Source organism: Mesorhizobium sp. P2_E6 (assembly GCF_056403835.1).
Genome location: NZ_JBFUEQ010000007.1, coordinates 297822 through 316171 on the forward strand (window position 1 = coordinate 297822; position 18350 = coordinate 316171).

The window sequence follows — 18350 nt, forward strand, 5'->3', positions numbered from 1 at the left end:
GCCAGGGATCTGTCCCGAAGGATCCGTCATTGTAATGTCAAAGTGCGGGGCCTACCTCTTCGGCGTTCGAAACCTGCCCGTTCGGCCGGGCAAATCCTGGAGGCATTGAATGTTCGATCCCAAGAAGCTTCTCGACGATCTGCTCGGCTCGCAAATCCCCGGCACCAGCGGCACCGTCCGTGACAAGGCGGGCCAGGCCGTGCAGATGGCCAAGGACAACCCGCTGGCCGCTGGCGCGCTCGCTGCAGTGCTGCTCGGGACCGGTGCCGGCCGCGAGGTGACAGGCGCCGCCGTGAAGCTTGGCGGACTGGCCGCGATCGGCGGCCTCGCCTACAAGGCCTACCAGAACTACAAGGCCGGCAACGCGCCGGCGGAAGCGCCCGCGACCGGCGAACCGGAATTGCTGCCGCCGCCCAAGGACACCGCTTTCCACCCGTCGCAGGCGCCGCAAGGCGAGGACGAATTCACGCTGACCCTGGTTCGGGCGATGATCTCGGCGGCCAAGGCCGACGGTCATATCGACGGCGACGAACGCCAGAAGATCGCCGGCAAGCTCAGCCTAGCCGGCATAGGCTCCGATGCCGAGAAATTCCTGATGAAGGAGCTGGAGAGCCCGCTTGACCTCGACATGCTGGTAGCCGGCGCCAAGACCGATGCGCAGAAGCTCGAACTCTACACCGCGTCGCGCCTGACCATCGATCCCGACACCCGCGCCGAGCGCGGCTATCTCGATCTGCTTGCCGGCCGGCTTGGCCTGCCGGATGCGCTGGTCGATCACGTCGAGGCGACGGTTTCGGCAGCCAAGGTGCCGGCCAAGGCAGGGACTTCGCCCAATCCGCGCTGGTAGCCCAAATCGGCACAGATCGCCTTTCCGGGGTTAACCCTCCATTAACTCAGGAAGCGCATGATTCTACACAGTCGGACCGGGTTTTTCCTCCTCCCAAGCCCGGTTCAGATCAGGGCGGTCGCCAATGACCGCCCTTTTTGTCGGGCCCTGTCCGTTCGTTTGAGCAGATCTTCTCCGAAAACCCGATTCCATTTTTCGAGACCGGCCCTGGTGGTTCGGCTTGCCATCGCTGCCGTCATTTGCGATGCCTTCTCTCCTGAGGACAAATCCCGAAAATTAGTCGTGCACACGCAGCGCCGCTGGAGGACAACAGCCATGACCGAGCAAAGAACCGCTATCGTCACCGGTGCCGGCACGGGCATCGGCAAGAGCGTCGCCACGGCGCTGCTCAAGGCCGGCTGGAACACGGTGTTCTGCGGACGCCGCAAATCCGTGCTGGATGCCGCCGTCGCCGAGGCCGGGCCGACCGAGGCCAAGGCATTGGCGGTTGCCTGCGACATCAGCAAGGCCGGCGAGGTCGATGATCTGTTCGAGACGGTGGCGGAGGCCTTCGGCCGCGTCGACCTGCTCTTCAACAATGCCGGCATGGGCTACAAATCGACGCCGATCGACGAGATCCCGGTCGAGGTGTGGAACGATATCGTCGGCGTCAATCTCACCGGTTCGTTCCTGTGCGCCCGCGCCGCCTTCGGCGCTATGCGTAAGCAACGGCCGATGGGTGGCCGCATCATCAACAACGGCTCGGTGTCGGCCTACGCGCCGCGCCCGGGCTCGGTGCCCTACACGGCGACCAAGCATGCTATCACCGGCCTGACCAAGACGCTGGCGCTAGACGGCCGGCCCTATGACATCGCCTGCGGCCAGATCGACATCGGCAATGCGCTGACCGACATGGCGCAGCCGATGACGGTCGGCGTGCCGCAGGCCAACGGCTCGATCGCTGCCGAAGCGGTGATGGACGTGCAGCGCGTCGCCGACGCCGTCGTCCACATGGCCAGCCTGCCGCTCGACGCCAATGTGCTGTTCATGACGGTGATGGCCACCAAGATGCCGTTTGTGGGGCGTGGGTGAGCAACGGACGCTGGCAGGGCCTCCGCCGCCGGCTCATTTGCCCGCCAGCGGCGCGCCGGGCTTGAAAAGCAGAATGGGCCTGATCTCGTAGACGGCGGTCGGATTGACACGGCGAAGGTCGCGGGCGATCGCGATGGCCTCGTCTCGCGTGGCGCAGTCGACGACATAGAGGCCGAGCAATTGTTCCTTGGTCTCGGCGAAAGGGCCGTCGATGACCACGCCGTCACCCGGGCCGCGCAGGGTGAAGGCATCCTGCGTCGCTCCCAGACGCGCGGACGGTCCTAGCGTGCCTTCCTCATGAAGCCGGGTGTTGATCTTCAGCAGGTCGGCCATCAGCGCCGCATCTTCCCGCGGCGTCAACGCCTTGATCGCATCTTCTACGTGATAGGCGAGGATTGCGTAGAACATCCGATGTCACTTTCTCCGGTCGGGGATATCGATGGACAGCGCGGGCTGAACCTCACTTCGCCAGGAACGTTCCGATCCGCTCCAGCGCCCGCAAAATGTTCTCCTCGGAGTTGGCGTAGGAGAGCCTGATGTAGCCCTCGCCGAGAATACCGAAATCGGGACCGCCGATCAGCGCCACGCCGGCCTCGTCGAGCAGCGCCGAGGCGAGCTTTTTTGCCTTCCAGCCGGTCTTCGACACGTTGGGGAAGGCATAGAAGGCACCCTTGGGCGTGATGCAGGAGATGTTGGGCAAGCCATTCAGCCCCTCGACCACGATCTTGCGGCGACGGTCGAAGGCGCGCATCATCTTGTCGACATCGTCCTGCGGGCCGTCGATGGCGGCAATGCCGGCGAACTGGCTCGGCGCGTTGACGCAGGACCAGCAATTGACCGCCAGCTTGCGCACCTTGTCGTAGAGATGGGCGCCCTTGTCGCCATTCGGCCAGATCGACCAGCCCATGCGCCAGCCGGTCATCGCCCAGGTCTTCGACCAGCCGTTGAGCACGATCAGCCGGTCGCGGATCTCGGGAAAGCCGAGCAGCGAGCAATGCGTCTCGCCGTCATAGGTCATGACGTCGTAGATCTCGTCGGAGAGGATTGCGACGTCGGGGTGCTTCTCCAGCCCCTTGACCAGTTTCTCGATCTCGGCGCGCGGCGTGACACCGCCGGTCGGGTTGGCCGGCGAGTTGAGGATCAAGAGCCTGGTCTTCGAGGTGATCAGCGCCAGCGTCTCCTCGGCGGAGAAGGCAAAGCCGTTCTCCTCGCGCATCGGCACCGGGATCGGTGCCGCGCCGGTGAATTCGATCATCGAGCGGTAGATGGGAAAGCCGGGATCGGGATAGAGGATCTCGGCGCCAGGCTCGCCGAACATCAGGATCGCGGCGAACATGGTCGGCTTGCCGCCGGGCAGGATCATCACCGTTTCAGGCGATATCTCGACGCCGGTGGTGGTCAGCGTGCGCCGCACCACCGCCTCGCGCGTCGCCAGCAGGCCATTGGCCGGCGTGTAGCCGTGGTGGCCGTCACGCAGCGCCTTGATCGCCGCCTCGACGATGTGCTGCGGCGTCTTGAAGTCCGGCTGGCCGATGCCGAGGTTGACGATGTCGCGGCCTTGGCTCGCAAGTGCTGTCGCCCGCGCGAGCACGGCGAAGGCGTTTTCCTCGCCCAGACGGTCGAAGGCCGAAATCGTGTGGAGCATTTTTCCCGTCCGTGTGGTTCTTACTGTTGGCGTGCGTTTTTGTGAGCCTTGGCCGGCAAAAGTCAAACGGATTGGAGCATTCGGTGTCGGAAAATCTCAAAGATTGGCAACCGCGTCCGCGGCCCGAGCGCAAGGCCATCGACGGCCGCACCGTCCGGCTCGAACCGCTGAGCGCCGCAAAACATGGCGACGGTCTGTATGAAGCGTCTTCCGTGTCCGACGTCGATGGCCGCTTCGCCTGGCTGCCCGATTATCCGCCGGAAACCCGTGCCGCCTTCCAGCCATGGCTGGACAAGGTCGAGGTCAGCGAAGATCCGCTGTTCTTCACCGTCATCGACAAGGCCAGCGGCAAGGTCGCCGGACGCCAGACGCTGATGCGCATCGATCCTGCCTATGGCGTCATCGAGATCGGCAACATCTATTGGGGACCGCTCATCTCGCGCAAGCCCGGGGCGACCGAAGCGCAGTTCCTGTTCATGAAATACATCTTCGACGAGCTCGGCTATCGTCGTTACGAGTGGAAGTGCAACAACCGCAACGGGCCATCGAAGCGGGCGGCCGAACGGTTCGGCTTCAAGTTCGAGGGCATTTTCCGCCAGCATCTCATCGTCAAGGGTGAAAACCGCGATACGGCATGGTATTCGATCATCGACAAGGAGTGGCCGGCCCTGCGTCAAGCCTATGAAGCATGGCTCGACCCGGCCAATTTCGATGGCGACGGCCAGCAGAAGCGACGGCTTGAGGATTTTCGCGCCGAATTTGGCGCGTGAACTGAATTCGGCGCGCAACGGGAGTTGCCATTGGCACATACCCATTCCGACGATCACAGCGGGCACGATCACGGCGCCGGCCACGTGCATGGCTCGACCGACAAGAAACGGGTCCTGATCGCAGCCTGCCTGACCGGCGGCTTCATGGTCGCCGAGGCGCTCGGCGGCCTTCTTACCGGGTCGCTGGCACTGCTGGCGGACGCCGGCCACATGCTCGCCGATGCGATCGCGCTCGGCCTTGCCTGGTATGCATTTCATCTTGCCGGCCGGCCGGCGACCGGCCGTCTCACCTATGGCTTCGGCCGGGTCAAGACTCTGGTCGCCTACACCAACGGCATCGCCATCTTCGTCATTGCGCTGTGGATCGTCTACGAGGCGTGGGGGCGCCTGCTGGCGCCGACACCGGTGCTCGGCGGACCGATGCTTGTCGTGGCGGTCCTCGGCCTGCTGGTCAATATCGGTTCCTTCCTCGTGCTGCACGGCGGCGACCGCGAAAGCCTGAACATGCGCGGCGCCATGCTGCATGTGCTCGGCGACCTACTCGGCTCGGCAGCGGCGATCGTTGCCGCGCTGGTGATCCTGGCGACCGGCTGGACACCGATCGACCCGATCCTGTCGGTCCTGGTCTCGCTGCTGATCCTGTCAACGGCATGGTCGCTGATGCGCGCCGCCGCCCATGTCCTGCTCGAGGGCGTGCCGCCGAGCCTCGACCGCGATCTGATCGCCAGGGATATCGAGGCGACGGTCCAGGGAGTGCGTGAAGTGCACCACATGCATGTCTGGTCGCTCGACGGAACGAGCAACATGGCGACACTGCATGCCTGCCTTAACGAAGGCGTCGATGCCTACCAGGCGGTGAGCACCATCAAGAAGCGGCTTGCCAGCAAGCACGGCATCAGCCATGCCACCGTGGAACCGGAATTCGGACAGTGCGCCGACGATGGCGACGACCACGATCATGATCACGAGCATGATGCGGCCGCGCATCACGACCATCATCACCAGGCCTGATCGATTGATATCGATTGGTCCTGCCCCAGGAGTCCCAAAGCCTTGAAAACCAGCTTGATGAAGACCCGCTGCCCGGGTGCAGCATAATGGACCGCGACACGAGGAATGCAGCCATCGCGGCAGCGTGGATCATGCTTCTGTTCGGTATCGCCGCCTTCTATCTGCCGACCGTGATGCTGGCGCTTGGCAGTTTCTCGACCGTGCTGGCCGGTGCCTTTGGCATCATCTTCGTGCTGGCGTTTTTCTCGGTGTTCTGGCTGCGGGCCCGCAACCAGCGCAAAAACCAGGGTAAATAAGGGATTTCGACATGCGTATTCTGATCACTGGCGCCGCGGGCATGGTCGGCCGCAAGCTCATTGCCCGGCTGGCCAAGGACGGCACGCTGCGCGGCCGCAAGATCGCAGCACTCGACCTGCACGACATCGTGCCGCCGCAGGCACCTAGCATTGACGGCGTCAGCGTCACCACCCACACCGGCGATCTCGCCGAGGCGGGTGCCACTGGGCGCCTGGTCGCGTCGCGCCCCGATGTCGTCTTCCATCTCGCCGGTATCGTGTCGGGCGAGGCGGAGGCGAATTTCGATCTCGGCTACCGCGTCAATCTCGACGGCACGCGGGCGCTGTTCGATGCCATTCGCCTGGCGGGCTTTGCACCGCGCGTCGTCTTCACCTCGTCGATCGCGGTGTTCGGCGCGCCGTTTCCGGATGTCATCCCGGATGAATTCCATCCGACGCCGCTGACCTCCTACGGCACCCAGAAGCAGATGAGCGAAGCGCTGCTCGCCGATTATTCCAGGCGCGGCTTCTTCGACGGCATCGGCATCCGGCTGCCAACCATCTGCGTGCGGCCAGGCAAGCCGAACAAGGCAGCCTCCAGCTTTTTCTCCGGCATCATCCGCGAACCGTTGAGCGGCCATGAGGCGATCCTGCCGGTGCCGCGCTCGGTCATGCACACCCATGCCAGCCCGCGCTCGGCGGTCAATTTCCTGATCCATGCGGCGGAGATCGACGGCAACGCTGTCGGGCCGCGCCGCAATTTGACGATGCCCGGCGTCGCAGTCACAGTCGGCGAGCAGATCGAGGCACTGGACCGCATCGCCGGATCGAAGGTGGTGAAGCTGATCCGCGAGGAGCCGGACGAGACGATCTGGGCGATCGTCAAGGGCTGGCCGACGCGGTTCGAAGCGCGGCGGTCAAGGGAGCTCGGCTTCAGCGCCGAGAAGAGCTTTGACGAGATTGTCCGCGCGCATATCGAGGATGAGCTGGGCGGCAAGATCGCGGGTTAAACCCGGAGCGTCGCCAACCGCAACATCATCCACCCGTCGCCAGGCTCGCCGACAGCAGCAACAGCCCAAACAGGAAGACGAACGCCGCGCCACCGATCTCGACGATCGAGTGGATGCGGTTGCCCATGCGGCCGTCGCCGGCGAAATACACCGCCCAGTTCTTGGCGGTCACTGCAAGGGTGGCCAGCGCCGACACAGTGATGGCGGTACCCAGCGACATCGCCAGCACTGACAGCAGGCCACCGAGCCAGAGTCCGTTGAGAAGTGCAAAGCTCAGGACGATCAGCGCGCCGGAACAGGGGCGGATGCCGACAGCCGCCACTGCCGACCAGGCCGTGCGCCAGTCGAAGCGGTCGCCAGACAGCAGCGCCGGATCGGGCGCATGCGAATGGCCGCAGGTGTCGCAGACGTCGCCGGCCGCGTGATCGTGATGAGCATGGTCGTGTGCGCCATGGTCATGCGCACCGTGCTCGTGATGATCGTGCGAATGCGCATGGTCGTGATCGTCATGCACGTGCAGCGCATGCGAATGGGCATGCGCCGAATGGTCATGGTCAGCATGCGAATGCCCCGCATGCGAATGCCCTGCATGCGAATGACCGCCATGCGAATGACCACCATGCGAGTGGCCGGCATGCGAATGACCCGCATGGGAATGACCGGCGTGAGCCGCCGACAGGCTATAGGCGGGGCCTCTGCCAAACAGGCGCAGGACGGAGGGGCCGAGCTTGCGCCACAGCAGCCAGGCACCGAACAGGGTGACGAAAACAAAGCTCATGATTTCCATGAACCAGGCCGCATCGGTCATCGAGACGGCGGTGCCGCGCAGGACGAAATAGGCGACCGCCATCACTGCGACCGCGGTCAGGCCCTGCAGCAGTGCCGAGACGAAGGACAACAGGATGCCGCGCCGCAGCGCCACTTCATTGGCCACCATGTAGGACGAGATCACCGCCTTGCCGTGACCGGGGCCGGCGGCGTGGAAAATGCCGTAGGCGAAGGACAGGCCGATAAGCACCCACAGCTTGCTGCCGTCCTGGCGCATCGCCTTCATCGCCGTCGCCAGTGCGCGGTAAAATTCCTGCTGCCTCAGATTGATCCACATCAGGATGTGGGCGAATGGGCCGGTGGTGGGCGCCATGCCGTCATTGACGCCGATGCCGAGCGAACTCTGGGCATGGGCGGAACTGGCGAAATGCATCATGACAAAGGTGATGGCCAACAGGCCGAATGCCAAACGCAGGGACGGTTTCGTCACCGGCTTCATCCTTCTGGCTGACAGTTCAGTTCGAGCTTGGTGGCGAAGATCTTGCTCATGTCGGTGCCTGTCGGATCGTTGAAGAAGGCATCGGTCAGGGTCTTCTGGTTTTCGGCGATCGCCTCGTCCGGATCGGGACGGATAACCTTGCTGGTGCAGTTCGACGGCAGGCCTTCAACCGTGATGTTGCGGTCCTCGGTGAAATCGATCGCCGTGTAGAAGGTCGGATCGTAGACGCCGATGTCGATCTTGCCGTTGAGCTTGATCGGCTCCTTCGGCTCGGACTCGAACAGGATGATCAGCTGGTCATTGTCGAAATTGGCCATCAGATGCGGCGGCGGCGTCATCGCCACGTCCTTGCCGTCGACAGTGACGAGCTGGAAGTAGTTGAACTCCGCAAGCGAGGCGTGGACAGTGTCGGCAACCTCCTTCAGCTCCTTGTCGTCGAGCTTCAGGTCGGAGTTCTTGTCGAACTCCATCATCACCGTCGAGGAAAACAGATCGTCGAAGCGCCAGAGATGGCGCAGCGCCTTCACACTTTGGTGATCCGGGGAGAGGATCACGTCAAGGCGAGCCTCGGCGAAGACATGGGGATGCACATAAGCCGGTCCGGTGGCGGCAAAGGTCGCCGCCAAGGCCGAAGCCAGCATGATTGCGTGCCGTTTCAGGTGCATTCTCGGTCGCGATTCCATCGGCCTCGGAGAGATGTCGAGGAGTTACCAGAAAGGGGGCGAAATTGGGACCGCTGGTGGGTGTCGCCCAAAAGCGGGCAGCGGCTTGGAACGGTCAGGCAGCCTCACGCGTCCTGAACCACTGCACCAAAAAGTCGACGAAAACGCGGACCTTGGCCGGCAGGTAGCGGCGGTGCGGATAGACGGCGAAAATACCGCCGCCCGACAGGATGCGGTCATCGAGCACCGTCACCAGCCGCCCGCTTTCGAGATCGGGCGCGGCGATGAAATCCGGCAGGACGGAAAATCCAAGCCCCGCCAGGGCCGCCGCCCGCGCCGTCATCGGGCTGTTGACCTCGATAGGACCCGACACCGCGACGCTCACCGGATCGCCATTCTCGCCCTTGAACGGCCAGTTGTTCAGTCCACGGCCATTGGTGTCGACGATGCAGGGCATGCGGCCGAGATCCTGCGGCCGGGTCGGCATGCCGTGCTTGGCGATCAGTTCGGGAGAGGCGCACAGCCTTATCGAAAACGGCGCCAGCCGCCTGGCGATCAGCGACGAGTTCTCCAGCCGCGAGATGCGCACCGCGAGATCGAAGCCTTCCTCGACAAGGTCGACGAAACGGTCGTCGAGCTGGATGTCGAGCACGATGTCGGGATATTGCTTGGCGAAGTCGATCAGCGACTGGCCGATCGGCGCATCGGCGAAGGTGCGCGGCGCTGACAGCTTGATCCGGCCACGCACGTCGCCGGAGGATTCGCGCACTGCATCGGCCAGGCTGTCGACCTCGCGCACGATCTCGGAGGCGCGCCGGTAATAGGTGTGGCCGGCCTCGGTCATCGAGAACTGCCTTGTGGTGCGGTTGAGCAGCAGCGCACCGAGCTCGTCCTCCAGCTCGCGCACATATTTCGACAGCAATGCCTTGGAGCGGCCGATCTTGCGCGCCGCCGCCGAAAAGCCCTCGGCCTCGACCACATCGATGAAGGCACGCATGCGGGTCAGTGTGTCCATGGTCAGGCCTTTCGCGCGGCGTCGAGAAGTTTCCGGCCGAGCCGTATCAGGGCAATGTCGCTGCCGGAAGGGCCAAGCAGCGACAGGCCGAACGGCGCGCCGGCGACCGAGCCGATGGGCAAGGTGATTTGCGGAAAACCCGACAGGCCGGCCAGGCACAGAAGCCGCAGCGCCTGCTCGCGATAGGCCTGGAACTGCTCCGGCGTGCTGTCTACGTAGGGCGCCGGGCCAGGCACCGTCGGCAGGACAAGGAAGCCGTCCTTGCCGAGCAGGGCGCTCAGTTCGGCGCTGAAGGTCAGCCGGCGCACCGTCTCGGCCTGTGCCGTTCGGTCGTCGACGGCGCGGCCAAAGCCGAAACGTTCATCGACGCCGGGGCCGAGGTCGCGCTCGCCACTGGTGATCCATGCGCCATGCACCGCCCAGGCTTCCCTGGCCTGCAGCCGGCGAAAGCACCAGTAGAGTTCATCCGGAGACGAGGCGAAGGGCGCCGCCGGGGTCGCAGGCGTGCCGAAAACCTTGCTCGCCAGCGCCTTCATCCCAGCATATTCGGCAAGTGCCGGGCGGGAGACCAGTCTATCCAGCCAATCCAGCGCCAGCGGGCGCTCCAACGCTTGCTGGTGCGGGTCGCGGCCCAGCAGCAGCTTGCCCACTGTCTCGTAGGTCTCGATATCGTCGGCGAACCAGCCGAACGTGTCGAAGCTCGGCGCCAGCTTCATCGCGCCGTCGAGCGAAATGCGGCCATGCGTGGTGCGCAGCCCAATCAACCCGCAAAAGCTCGCCGGCGCGCGGATAGAGCCGCCGGTGTCGGAGCCGGTGGCGATATCGGCCAGCCTGCCTGCCACAGCCGCAGCCGACCCCGATGACGAGCCGCCGGTGACGCGGTCGGGCGCTGCCGGGTTCACCGGAAACGGAAAATGCGCATTCTGACCGAACAGCGCGAAGGCAAGTTCGTCGGTCTGGGTCTTGCCGACGAAGCGCGCGCCGGCATCGAGAATCATCTGGACGGCCGGCGCGGTGCGCGAGGCGGCGTCGCTTTCGGAGAATTTCTGCAAATTGCCGCAACCGGTGCGGTAGCCGGCGACGTCGTAGATGTCCTTGACGGCCAGCCGCAAGCCGGCCAGCGGTCCTAGCTCGGCATGTGCCACCGGCATCTGGCGAACGTCGAGAAAGGCGTTGAGGGGGCCGTGCGTGCCTGGCATCGTTCGATATCCGGATACGATTGCACCAACATTGTTCGATGCCAGAAATTTTACAACCTTGGATGCGATTTTTATTGATTGTGAAAGCCGACGCTCTTATATCGCGCTTGCCCAAAGTCGCACGTGCCTGTGGGTGTCCGCCGATCCTCGAATGGTGAGGGAAATCGGTAAGGTAACTGGAGCCAACCCCTCCAGTCGGTTTAGCGGCCAACCGCCAGACCGAGGACACCTTGAAGCAACGACGGTGCGGGCCTTTCTGGTGTTCTGCCGGTTGTCCAAAGACCGGGGTTACTGAAGAGGCACACCTTCATTGCCGGCAGTGCGGACGGGTCTCCCATCCAAGCCAAGGCAGACAAAGCGAACCGAGGCCGGGCAAGGCCAAGGTTCACCGCCGCGAGACGGCGTTTCATGGTTCCGGGGTCTCCACCGGCTGGTTCCATGGATTTCCGTCCCGCCTTTGTCCACCGCGTGTTCGCGAGGCCGACAGCCCGCGTCCCGCAGCCTTATTGCGCGCCGAAAGGCGCTGATGGAGAGACCCCGATGGCTACCCAGCGTATCCTTGACTTCCTCGCCACCCGACGTCCGACCGGCCCCTGCCTCGTCGTCGACCTCGATGTCGTGCGCGACAATTTCCGCGCCTTCGAGAAGGCGCTGCCCGATTCCAAGATCTACTATGCGGTGAAAGCAAATCCGGCGCCGGAAATCCTGCGCCTCCTTGCTGCGATGGGCTCGTCCTTCGACACCGCTTCCGTTGCCGAAGTCGAGATGGCGATGGACGCCGGTGCGCCGGCGGACCGCATCTCCTTCGGCAACACCATCAAGAAGGAGCGTGACATCGCACGCGCCTACCAGCTCGGCATCCGCCTGTTCGCGGTCGACTGCGTCGAAGAGGTCGAGAAGATCGCCCGCGTCGCTCCCGGCGCGCGCGTGTTCTGCCGCGTGCTGACCGATGGCGAGGGCGCCGAGTGGCCGCTGTCGCGCAAGTTCGGCTGCGTGCCGGCGATGGCCGTCGACGTGCTGCGCCATGCCAAGGGGCTCGGCCTCGACGCCTATGGCGTGTCGTTCCATGTCGGCTCGCAGCAGACCGACCTGACCGCCTGGGATCGTGCGCTGGCCGACGCCAAGACGGTGTTCGCGACGCTGGCCGAGGAAGGCATCGTGCTCAAGATGGTCAATATGGGCGGCGGCTTCCCGACGCGCTACCTGCGTGACGTGCCGGCGGCCAAGGCCTATGGCCAGGCGATCTTCTCGGCGCTGCGCAAGCATTTCGGCAATGCCATTCCGGAAACCATCATCGAGCCGGGCCGCGGCATGGTCGGCAATGCCGGCGTAATCAAGTCGGAAGTCGTGCTGATCTCGAAGAAGGCCGCCAACGACAATGTGCGCTGGGTGTTCCTCGACATCGGCAAGTTCGGCGGTTTGGCCGAGACGATGGACGAGGCGATCCGCTACCCGATCGTCACCGCGCATGACGGCACGGAGACCGCGCCTTGCGTGCTCGCCGGCCCGACATGCGATTCCGCCGACGTGATGTACGAGAAGACGCCTTATCCGTTGCCCTTGTCGCTGACCATCGGCGACGAGGTGCTGATCGAAGGCACCGGCGCCTACACGACCACCTACTCGGCGGTCGCCTTCAACGGCTTCGAGCCTCTCCGATCCTACGTGATCTGACGGTTCGCAAGAGCCGCTCAGATCATCCCAGGTGGGCGTCTGGCGTCCACCCGGGCTCGCCTGTGGGACAGATCTCCGCTCGCTAGGGATTGCGGAAATGGACATTGCAAATTTCATCGATGAGGGCGTCTGGCCGATCTCCCCCCTTGTGGGGGAGAGTGCCCGCGCCATTGCCATCGTCGCCGAAACCTCAGCCGACGTTGCAGCGCGCGAAGCGCTGCTAGACGACGCCATGGGTCCGATGCGCAGGAAGAAGTCTTCGGAGAAGCTGCGGCGCGGCCGCCGGCCCTCGGAAGGCCTGGCCTTCGTCGCTCGTGATGCATCCGGCGCCGTCGCCGGCACCGTGCGGCTGTGGGATGTCAGGCTGGGCGAGGGCGGTCCGGCAGCGCTGTTGCTTGGTCCGCTCGCCGTCGAACCGTCGCTCAAGAGTGCCGGCATCGGCTCGGCGCTGATGCGTCATGCCATCGCCGAGGCGGCGCGGCTTGGCCATGCGGCGATCCTGCTGGTCGGCGACGCGCCCTATTACGGACGCTTCGGGTTTTCGGCCGTCAGGACCGGTTCGCTCGCCATGCCCGGCCCTTATGAGCGGCACCGCCTTTTGGCGCTGGAACTGGTCGACGGCGCGCTTGACGGCGTACACGGCACGCTGAAGGCGGCGGGGCGCAAGCTGAAGGCGCAGCAGCTGACGTCGGCGGCCTGAGCTGCAAGGGCTGCCCGAAGCGGCCACTCGGCTGCGGCTCAAAACAAAAACGCCGCCCATCGGGCGGCGTTTTGTGCGGCTCACAAGCGGTCAGCCGATCAGCTGGCTGAGCGCCATGGCGACGGTCATGTCGCCTTCGACCTTTATCTTGCCGGTCATGAAAGCCATGGTCGGGTTCAGGTCGCCCGATATCAGCGAATCCAGATCGTCGAGCGAGAGCTTGATGGTGCAATCGGCGGGTCCGTCAGTGGTTGAAATGGTTGTGCCATCGATGACGATGACGCCATCGGCGCCGGTGTCGAATTTCACCGAACGATCGAATCCGCTGCTCGCCACGCGCGACTTGATCTTCTCTGCAATCTCCTGAACGCTCACGCTGTTCTCCTTGTCTGTTGCATCTGTCGCGCAGCGGCGCTCGAAGCTCCATGCCGCGCGCTTTCGCGATCACGGTCGCATATAGCTTTGGGTTGACGTTTACGTCAACGCGGATTCCGGTGGCTGGTTCCTATCGCCGCAGCGGATGACGTCTCGGCGAGAGGCGCAACGGCGAGCCGGGCAGCTCAATGTTCCTTGAATGCCTTGGTCATTTCCGCCGCTGTCTCGCTTTTCTTGCGGCGCAGCCAGTTGTCGCGGATTTCGTCCTTGCTCAGGAAATTGACCTGATCGATCAGAACTTCATGCACCAAAGTGGCGCCGACACGGGTGTTGACGGTATCGCGGATCGCGGCGCGGAAGGCATCGAGGTCGATCGTCGCCTTATTGGTGAAGTCGATCTGCGGATTGGAATAGAGGTAGGTATAGACCTGGTCCGTGATGAGCGCTTCCGCTGGAATGGACAGCTTCTTTATCTGCTCGGGCTCGACCGTGTAGACAAGCTTGGTCAGGAAATAGCCGCCGATCTGGGAATCGCGGATCAGCGGTACCGAAATGATGTCGGTCTTGACGTAGTCCAGGCCACCCAGCATCGGCTTCGGTGTCTCGCCGACACCACGCTCGCCGGCTGCCTGGAACGAATAGAACACGGCGCCCAACGTGGCGGCGCAGATCCAGACGGCGATGGCGATGACCTTGAGCATCAGGCCTTGTCATTTCCTGGCGATGGGAAAGCGGCACTATCTTTTTGCCTGGGCATTGTGTTCGACATCATGCCTTCATCCAGCCGAACTCGCCGGCGGAATAGGTGCCGTCGGTTTCCGCGCGCTGGATGGCGTGCCGCAGCAGGCTGGCAACCTCGTTGACCGCGCTGAGGTGAGCCAGGATCGCCGCCTCGTTCTTGGCCAGCTTCTGGCGCAGCCGGGTCAGGCCCTCGCGGTGCTGTTCGAGGAATTCGGCTTCGCTGCCGCCCCGCATGGCGCGCGTCAGTTCGTAGAGATAGCGGCTCTTGCGGGCGTTCGACGCCTTGAGATCATAGTTGGTCGCGTTGCGGATGCCGGCCGTCTCTTCCTCGACCACTTCCTCGATGCGGCCGATGATGGCGGCAAGGTTGCCCGGCCGGGCGAACGGGATCGGCGCTTCCGACGCGGTCGTGCGTGCTGGCAGGTTGGCGGTGAATTCCGAAAAGTCGGCCATGAGAATCCCGGTCTGGTTAGATTGAACTCGGATACGCACTGTCTCAGTGTTTTGGCATGATCCTTCCCAAAACCGGCTGCCGGTTTCGGGGGCATTCCTAGATCTTGATGTCTGTCTTGATGGCGGTGTCGTCACCGGCGATCGACCGGGCCGCCTTGCGTTGCAATTCGTGGACCAGCGAGGTCGACAGGCTGTTCTGTTGATCGATCTCGGTCTTTTCCGGCCCGCCCGATACCGGACCGACCGGCACGACGCGCTTGCCTTCGAGATAGTGGTCGGCGAGCATCGACTTGGCGATGCCGATGCCGCCGCGTTCGGCCATCACGTCGGCCACCCGCTCGGCAAGCTGCGATTTCCACATGTCGCCGGCGAGGCCCTTGCCGTAGACGCCTTCGGTGTCCTTGGGCAGCATGTTCTGGATGAAGGTCTGCAGCACCATCGCCTCGAACTTCTTGAACTTCTTGGCCGGGTCGGTCGTCGCGGCCTTGTCGGCGGTGGCCCGCGACAGGATCGAGCCGGCATCGACCGAAGCGGCGGTGTCGACCGAAAAAGTCCCGGCAGCACCGCCGGCGCGCTTGGTCAGCGCGGCACGGGCGGCCTCGATGTCCGTCGGGTCGATGGCTCGGGCCACATCCATAACGATGTCGCTGGGTGGAGAAATCGCCAAGAAAGTCCGCCTTTTATCGGTTTTCCTTAGCCAGACCATGCCTCAACAAGCTTGTGGCAGGCTTGCGCGGCAGTCGGGGGTGGAACGCAGGCATGTTTCTTGGTCCCGTCGCCAACTGCGGACATCGCCAAGCCACCATTCGGACGTCGCGTTTTTGGCCGAAAGCGGAACGTCGGCTCCCTAAATGACATGGCTGGAAAGCCTACCGCTGTATGCAGCGTAGTGGACCGACCGCAGGGACGCCGAACGGAGCGACGTCCTACTTCACCGTAATGGCCATACCGCTGAGATCGGCGTTGACCTGCATGCCTACCTGCTTGCCGGTGAGCTCGAGTTGGGCGCCCTTGTCGTTGGTCATGACGATCACCTGGGCCCCTTTGCCGAGCGCACCGCCACCGCCCGCCGCCCCATAGACCCCCGTTACATCCCGGACGCGGCGAATGTGGCGAACGGTACCTTGGAAGTAGGTCTTGGAAACCCCGAAGGCGAGGCCGCCCGAGATGCCGCCGACAGAGACGGGATAGCGGCGGCCATGGAATGTCAGCGTGCCTTCGCCTCCAGAGCCACCCACAAAGAATGCAGCCTTATAGACGGAGAACCGGATCGTGCCGCTGTCGGCATGCGCGGCGCTGGCGAGGCCTACTCCCGCAGTGGCGATGGCGGCAAACGCGACTGAACGAAACGTGGACGACATGTTCATGATGAGAACTCCTTAAGATCGCCGCTTACCCAGCGGGCACGTCAGCGTCGTATCAGAGGTGAACAGTCTGGCCCGTCATTTGTTCCAAGCACGCGGGCTGAATCCGGCTGCGAGATGGCCGCCACGATCCCGGTCGCGTAGCCAGGTTCCACTAGGAAGCAGGAAGGCCAGCCCTCGACAGCATTTCAAGGAATCTCGCGTGATGATGATCCTTCACATAGCGTGGCACAAAGCCGGGGCAGACATTACCGAGGTTGAGATGAGGAAGCTGTGACAGGCAATGATGGATGGCCCGTGTCGCTTCTTCGTTGTTTCCGGTTGCCGAAGCGGCCGCGGCCCAATAAAGGGCGCCACGAACGAAGCCCGGCTTTGTCCTGACCACTTTGCGAGCGACTTCGAGCGCCCGCCGGTCGTCTCCGCCGGCGAACAGTGCCACAGCCAGGCCATGGTGACGCCAGAAGTCGATGACGTCATACGTGCCGAGCCGGATCGCCTCGTTGGCCTCACGCACTGCTTCACTTACCTGTCCGCGCAACGCAAAGAGCATCGAAATATCGCCGTGGCCACTCGGATAGCTTGGGTTGAGGCTGATCGCATGTTGGCATTCGGCGATCGCCTCGTCGATTCGGCCGGAACTTTCGAGAGCGAATGACAGGATGCAGCGGGCAATTTCGTCGTCGGGCACTGCCCGTACCGCTGCTTCCGCAAGCTCAACCGCACGCTCGATCTGCCCTGGCTCGCGAGGCAGCGCGCCAAACGCCACGCCCATAGAAATTACAATCGAAAGCGTCCGCTGTGCACGGGCGTTGTCGGGGCCCACCGAAACCGCCTTCTCGGCAAGCTCTATCCCGACCAACAGTGAGTCCCGGGTCATCTCAAAATATTTCATGAGAGCTTCGTTCACCAACCTGCGCACTTCAGGGGCGCCCGGCGGGCTCTTGTCGCGAACCTTCCAATTGGTCAGTTGAAGTTCGAGGATCACAGCCAGCACAACCGACTGTGCGATCCGGTCCTGGAATTCGAGCGCGTTCTCCGAGTGGCCGTCGAACTTCTGGGCCCAGACATTATGGCCGCTGCCAGCATCGACAAGCTGGACGTTCACCCTCAGCCCGTTGCCGGATCGCTGGATGCTGCCGCTGAGCATGTATCGCGCCCGGAGCATTCCGGGCGTTTGGGGTTCATCGCCGCTCTTGTCCTTGGACGGAAGCGCGGAGAGCACGACATAGTCGGCCACCTCGGAGAGGGCCGTGGTTATGTCCTGGACGAGCCCCCTGGCGAAAAAGTCGTCGCCTCGCTTTCCGGTCAGGTTGACGAAGTCGGCAACGCTGATGGAGGGGCGCCCGGGGCGCTGGCCGGCCGGAGCACCATTTGTCGGTTGCAGATTTGACGTCGTGTCGGCGGCAGATAGCAGGGATTGCCAAAGCGCCCGCGTCTCAGGGCTGGTTTCAACGCCGAACTCCTTCTTCACCATGCTCCTGCAAGCCTCATATGTCCTTATCGCCCTGTCGCGCTGGCCACACGCGGCGAGCAATTCCATCTTGAGCCGATAGGACTCCTCCCGCGTCGGTTCCATGGCCAGAACTCGATCCGCCAGGGCGAGTCCGGCCTCTGTGTCCACGAGGCGGGCGAGTTTTTCGAAGGACTCAAGCGCGCGGCCCAGCAGCCTGTCGCGTTCAGCCGCCGCCCAGTCGTCGAAAGCGTTGCTTCCCAGATAAACCCCATCAAGAAACGGTCCGGTGTAGTGCGCCAGAGCCGTCTCGAGTTCCGGCGCGGAACGCGCGGAGAGCCCGGATTCAAACTCGTCGACGTCAACTCGAACCGCATCCGGCCTGAGGGCGATCAACTCCCTCCGAGAATGGACGATATCCACCCCCGCCCGTGATAGATCCCGGCGTAGAACGCTGAGGGTTTGCCGCAGGCTGTTGCGCGAGTGTTCGCTGTCGCTATCGCCCCATAGCAGATCAGCCAGCCTTTCCCTTGTCGCCGCCATGCCCGGGCAGCGGGCCAGATAGGCAATGATCGCGGGGCCCCGCTTCCCGGTCAACCAGAGCGGACCGACAGTTTCCTTTTCAATCCGGAACCCGCCGAAGAGTGAGATTTTGCTTGCGGCGACGCTGTCCTCACTTTGCATTTTCTTAACAGGGTCCCAGCCTGACGAAATCCTAACTCAAAACTAACGCTTCGCAACCGGTAGAACCACGCATTCAAGCGCTCCTGTGACGGTAGATCAATTAAGGCATCGCTTAAGTAGGGGCAGCTGAACGAAAC

The 18350-nt window shown here is 63.5% G+C and carries 20 protein-coding genes; 8 read left to right on the forward strand and 12 right to left on the reverse strand.

From position 1 onward, the window contains the following. Positions 1-109 precede the first annotated feature (109 nt). Positions 110-847: a tellurite resistance TerB family protein gene (locus tag AC1D08_RS19795; RefSeq protein WP_457151431.1), complete on the forward strand. Its 738-nt coding sequence runs from the start codon at positions 110-112 to the stop codon at positions 845-847. Positions 848-1162: 315 nt separating this feature from the next. Further along, positions 1163-1918, forward strand: a complete 756-nt coding sequence (locus AC1D08_RS19800; RefSeq protein WP_095084551.1) for an SDR family oxidoreductase — start codon at positions 1163-1165, stop codon at positions 1916-1918. 33 nt (positions 1919-1951) lie between these two features. Here AC1D08_RS19800 and AC1D08_RS19805 read toward each other — a convergent pair whose 3' ends face one another. Both AC1D08_RS19805 and AC1D08_RS19810 read right to left on the reverse strand, forming a co-directional pair. Next, on the reverse strand, positions 1952-2326 hold the full coding sequence (locus AC1D08_RS19805) for a YciI family protein (protein ID WP_457151430.1): 375 nt from the start codon (positions 2324-2326) through the stop codon (positions 1952-1954). 52 nt (positions 2327-2378) lie between these two features. Continuing rightward, the gene (locus tag AC1D08_RS19810) at positions 2379-3563 is read right to left on the reverse strand and encodes a pyridoxal phosphate-dependent aminotransferase (RefSeq protein WP_477423793.1); all 1185 of its coding nucleotides are present in this window, start codon (positions 3561-3563) and stop codon (positions 2379-2381) included. A gap of 83 nt (positions 3564-3646) precedes the next feature. Between AC1D08_RS19810 and AC1D08_RS19815 the strand changes: the two genes are divergently transcribed. The 4 genes from AC1D08_RS19815 to denD all read left to right on the forward strand — a co-directional run bounded on the left by AC1D08_RS19815 (position 3647) and on the right by denD (position 6629). Beyond that, on the forward strand, positions 3647-4333 hold the full coding sequence (locus AC1D08_RS19815; RefSeq protein ID WP_457151428.1) for a GNAT family N-acetyltransferase: 687 nt from the start codon (positions 3647-3649) through the stop codon (positions 4331-4333). Positions 4334-4363: 30 nt separating this feature from the next. Further along, a complete protein-coding gene (locus tag AC1D08_RS19820) occupies positions 4364-5344 on the forward strand; it encodes a cation diffusion facilitator family transporter (RefSeq protein ID WP_457151427.1) in 981 nt (326 codons plus the stop codon). Between the two features lie 83 nt (positions 5345-5427). Further along, positions 5428-5640: a hypothetical protein gene (locus AC1D08_RS19825; RefSeq protein WP_457151440.1), complete on the forward strand. Its 213-nt coding sequence runs from the start codon at positions 5428-5430 to the stop codon at positions 5638-5640. Positions 5641-5651: 11 nt separating this feature from the next. Then, positions 5652-6629: a D-erythronate dehydrogenase gene (gene denD / locus AC1D08_RS19830; RefSeq protein WP_457151426.1), complete on the forward strand. Its 978-nt coding sequence runs from the start codon at positions 5652-5654 to the stop codon at positions 6627-6629. A 25-nt stretch (positions 6630-6654) separates the two neighbouring features. On the opposite strand, the gene AC1D08_RS19835 is transcribed toward denD, so the two are convergent. The 4 genes from AC1D08_RS19835 to AC1D08_RS19850 form a co-directional block, all read right to left on the reverse strand. Continuing rightward, positions 6655-7896, reverse strand: coding sequence for a nickel/cobalt transporter (locus AC1D08_RS19835; protein ID WP_477423796.1), 1242 nt, complete (start codon positions 7894-7896; stop codon positions 6655-6657). Beyond that, the gene (locus tag AC1D08_RS19840) at positions 7893-8561 is read right to left on the reverse strand and encodes a DUF1007 family protein (protein WP_457154706.1); all 669 of its coding nucleotides are present in this window, start codon (positions 8559-8561) and stop codon (positions 7893-7895) included. Before AC1D08_RS19840 ends, AC1D08_RS19835 begins: the two co-directional genes overlap by 4 nt. Before the next feature lie 112 nt (positions 8562-8673). After that, the gene (locus tag AC1D08_RS19845) at positions 8674-9573 is read right to left on the reverse strand and encodes a LysR family transcriptional regulator (RefSeq protein WP_457154707.1); all 900 of its coding nucleotides are present in this window, start codon (positions 9571-9573) and stop codon (positions 8674-8676) included. Positions 9574-9575: 2 nt separating this feature from the next. Next, a complete protein-coding gene (locus AC1D08_RS19850; protein ID WP_477423797.1) occupies positions 9576-10772 on the reverse strand; it encodes an amidase in 1197 nt (398 codons plus the stop codon). 540 nt (positions 10773-11312) lie between these two features. Between AC1D08_RS19850 and odc2 the strand changes: the two genes are divergently transcribed. Both odc2 and AC1D08_RS19860 read left to right on the forward strand, forming a co-directional pair. Beyond that, complete coding sequence (gene odc2, locus AC1D08_RS19855) at positions 11313-12446, forward strand: ornithine/lysine decarboxylase (protein ID WP_095084541.1); 1134 nt, start codon at positions 11313-11315, stop codon at positions 12444-12446. A gap of 97 nt (positions 12447-12543) precedes the next feature. Next, entirely contained in the window at positions 12544-13146 is a 603-nt protein-coding gene (locus tag AC1D08_RS19860; protein ID WP_477414239.1) for a GNAT family N-acetyltransferase, read from the forward strand. A gap of 90 nt (positions 13147-13236) precedes the next feature. Here the strand turns inward: AC1D08_RS19860 and AC1D08_RS19865 are convergent, their stop codons facing one another. The 6 genes from AC1D08_RS19865 to AC1D08_RS19890 all read right to left on the reverse strand — a co-directional run bounded on the left by AC1D08_RS19865 (position 13237) and on the right by AC1D08_RS19890 (position 18213). After that, positions 13237-13521: an SCP2 sterol-binding domain-containing protein gene (locus tag AC1D08_RS19865; protein WP_095084978.1), complete on the reverse strand. Its 285-nt coding sequence runs from the start codon at positions 13519-13521 to the stop codon at positions 13237-13239. Positions 13522-13706: 185 nt separating this feature from the next. Continuing rightward, positions 13707-14222 carry a hypothetical protein gene (locus AC1D08_RS19870; RefSeq protein WP_095084540.1) on the reverse strand — a complete coding sequence of 172 codons (516 nt, stop codon included), beginning with the start codon at positions 14220-14222 and terminating at the stop codon, positions 13707-13709. A gap of 67 nt (positions 14223-14289) precedes the next feature. Then, positions 14290-14715, reverse strand: a complete 426-nt coding sequence (locus tag AC1D08_RS19875; protein ID WP_095084539.1) for a hypothetical protein — start codon at positions 14713-14715, stop codon at positions 14290-14292. A gap of 97 nt (positions 14716-14812) precedes the next feature. Continuing rightward, positions 14813-15421, reverse strand: a complete 609-nt coding sequence (locus AC1D08_RS19880) for a rod-binding protein (RefSeq protein WP_457153235.1) — start codon at positions 15419-15421, stop codon at positions 14813-14815. Between the two features lie 220 nt (positions 15422-15641). Further along, positions 15642-16082: a lipid-binding SYLF domain-containing protein gene (locus AC1D08_RS19885; protein ID WP_457153236.1), complete on the reverse strand. Its 441-nt coding sequence runs from the start codon at positions 16080-16082 to the stop codon at positions 15642-15644. 151 nt (positions 16083-16233) lie between these two features. Further along, entirely contained in the window at positions 16234-18213 is a 1980-nt protein-coding gene (locus AC1D08_RS19890) for a BTAD domain-containing putative transcriptional regulator (protein ID WP_457153237.1), read from the reverse strand. Positions 18214-18350 lie beyond the last annotated feature (137 nt).

Bases quoted from the DNA above. Each gene is read 5' to 3' on its own strand.
- AC1D08_RS19850 (WP_477423797.1), bottom strand. From the start codon at position 10,772: ATGCCAGGCACGCACGGCCCCCTCAACGCCTTTCTCGACGTTCGCCAG.
- AC1D08_RS19795 (WP_457151431.1), top strand. From the start codon at position 110: ATGTTCGATCCCAAGAAGCTTCTCGACGATCTGCTCGGCTCGCAAATC.
- AC1D08_RS19835 (WP_477423796.1), bottom strand. From the start codon at position 7,896: ATGAAGCCGGTGACGAAACCGTCCCTGCGTTTGGCATTCGGCCTGTTG.
- AC1D08_RS19805 (WP_457151430.1), bottom strand. From the start codon at position 2,326: ATGTTCTACGCAATCCTCGCCTATCACGTAGAAGATGCGATCAAGGCG.
- AC1D08_RS19800 (WP_095084551.1), top strand. From the start codon at position 1,163: ATGACCGAGCAAAGAACCGCTATCGTCACCGGTGCCGGCACGGGCATC.
- AC1D08_RS19880 (WP_457153235.1), bottom strand. From the start codon at position 15,421: ATGGTCTGGCTAAGGAAAACCGATAAAAGGCGGACTTTCTTGGCGATT.
- AC1D08_RS19890 (WP_457153237.1), bottom strand. From the start codon at position 18,213: ATGCAAAGTGAGGACAGCGTCGCCGCAAGCAAAATCTCACTCTTCGGC.
- AC1D08_RS19840 (WP_457154706.1), bottom strand. From the start codon at position 8,561: ATGCACCTGAAACGGCACGCAATCATGCTGGCTTCGGCCTTGGCGGCG.
- AC1D08_RS19845 (WP_457154707.1), bottom strand. From the start codon at position 9,573: ATGGACACACTGACCCGCATGCGTGCCTTCATCGATGTGGTCGAGGCC.
- AC1D08_RS19870 (WP_095084540.1), bottom strand. From the start codon at position 14,222: ATGCTCAAGGTCATCGCCATCGCCGTCTGGATCTGCGCCGCCACGTTG.
- AC1D08_RS19875 (WP_095084539.1), bottom strand. From the start codon at position 14,715: ATGGCCGACTTTTCGGAATTCACCGCCAACCTGCCAGCACGCACGACC.
- AC1D08_RS19810 (WP_477423793.1), bottom strand. From the start codon at position 3,563: ATGCTCCACACGATTTCGGCCTTCGACCGTCTGGGCGAGGAAAACGCC.
- denD (WP_457151426.1), top strand. From the start codon at position 5,652: ATGCGTATTCTGATCACTGGCGCCGCGGGCATGGTCGGCCGCAAGCTC.
- odc2 (WP_095084541.1), top strand. From the start codon at position 11,313: ATGGCTACCCAGCGTATCCTTGACTTCCTCGCCACCCGACGTCCGACC.
- AC1D08_RS19860 (WP_477414239.1), top strand. From the start codon at position 12,544: ATGGACATTGCAAATTTCATCGATGAGGGCGTCTGGCCGATCTCCCCC.
- AC1D08_RS19885 (WP_457153236.1), bottom strand. From the start codon at position 16,082: ATGAACATGTCGTCCACGTTTCGTTCAGTCGCGTTTGCCGCCATCGCC.